This is a genomic window from Moorena sp. SIO3B2 (assembly GCF_010692525.1).
Taxonomy (GTDB): Bacteria; Cyanobacteriota; Cyanobacteriia; order Cyanobacteriales; family Coleofasciculaceae; genus Moorena; species Moorena producens.
In genome coordinates this window covers 1-1,193 of the sequence record NZ_JAAHHE010000939.1, presented here as the reverse complement: position 1 = coordinate 1,193, position 1,193 = coordinate 1, and the positions used below count along the sequence as shown (strand labels likewise).

Annotated in this window: 2 protein-coding genes; both read right to left on the bottom strand. The window is 44.4% G+C overall.

The features are described 5' to 3' along the window. A partial coding sequence (locus tag F6K38_RS42520; RefSeq protein ID WP_287360908.1) for an alpha/beta fold hydrolase occupies positions 1-343 on the bottom strand: 343 nt, incomplete at its 3' end. A 6-nt stretch (positions 344-349) separates the two neighbouring features. After that, positions 350-1,193: RNA-guided endonuclease InsQ/TnpB family protein (locus tag F6K38_RS42515; protein ID WP_287265228.1), on the bottom strand; the 844-nt coding region annotated here is incomplete at its 5' end.

The window sequence follows — 1,193 nt, the reverse complement described above, 5'->3', positions numbered from 1 at the left end:
ACCAAGCCCGAGCTGCTGAATTGCGGGTTTGAGGATCCGGACTGGTCAACCGTCGATAGTAAGCAGAAATTAGATCATGGCGTTCTATTTCTGGAATCGGCTTGATATAGTCTTCCCAAGCATCAGGGAAAATATAGCTTGTTCCCTCCTGATAGAACCAACGAATTTCCTTTTGCCTGAGCATAAAAATTCCCCGCAAGATCAGTCCTAGACAGCGTTCAGGATGGGTTTGACTATAGGCTAAAGAAAGAGTGCTACCCCAACTACCGCCAAAAACTACCCACTGGTCAATACCCAGTTTTACTCGCAGTTTTTCGATATCACTAAGTGATGTACCACACACGCTCCGCTACGCTTTCAGTGTGGGCTTCTGATGCTCATAAAGAGCGGTCAGAGCTTCCTTTGAGGTACTATTAGTAGTAGATTCAACAACTACAGGCTTCCCTCTACGGCGTTTTATAGTCGGGAACACATCCAGCCCGACTCGCTTTATGTTGATTGATGCGTTGACATCTCTATCGACAATCAGCTTTAATTCCTGATCGAAATACTCTCGCATATCTCGGTCGGTGAACACAAATTCATCTCGATAAGAGAGGAGTTGAGATGTGTAATTTGGCTTGACTTCGACTACACTGGCGTTAGCTTTTGCGGCTACCTGACCCAGCACTTCAAAGAACTGACCAAAGCCTGCATCTAACCAAGACTTGTTAAGTCCTGATTTTGATGATTGACCATTGGATAAGAACGTACCATCTCGCCCTCGTTTAGGAGTATTGCGACGAGTTAAACCCTTGAGGTTCAGCTTCTCGTGAAAGAAGACTTTCTTACCTGTATTCACCAGTTGATGAGCAGTTTTGTACTGGAAATCTTCACGACTCCTAGCTATCTGTTGATGAATACGGGCTTCCCGTTTTGCTAGTTTACGTCTGGCTTTACTTCCTTTTTTACGCTTATTTTTGCGTTGAGAAACTGTGGTTAACTTGTCTTGATTCCGACGAAGTGGTTTAAGGGAGAGGAGTTTCTTGCCATCGGATATTGCTAGATAAAAGCCTCTATCTAGAACAGCATCCATTCCAATTGAGTTTTCCCAAGTAGGAATAATGTCATCAGGGTTGAACTCCGGCACTGACTTATCCTCTAGGCTCAGGTTGCAGTACCATCCGTCAGCTTTCCTTGTAATTGATAGCTGT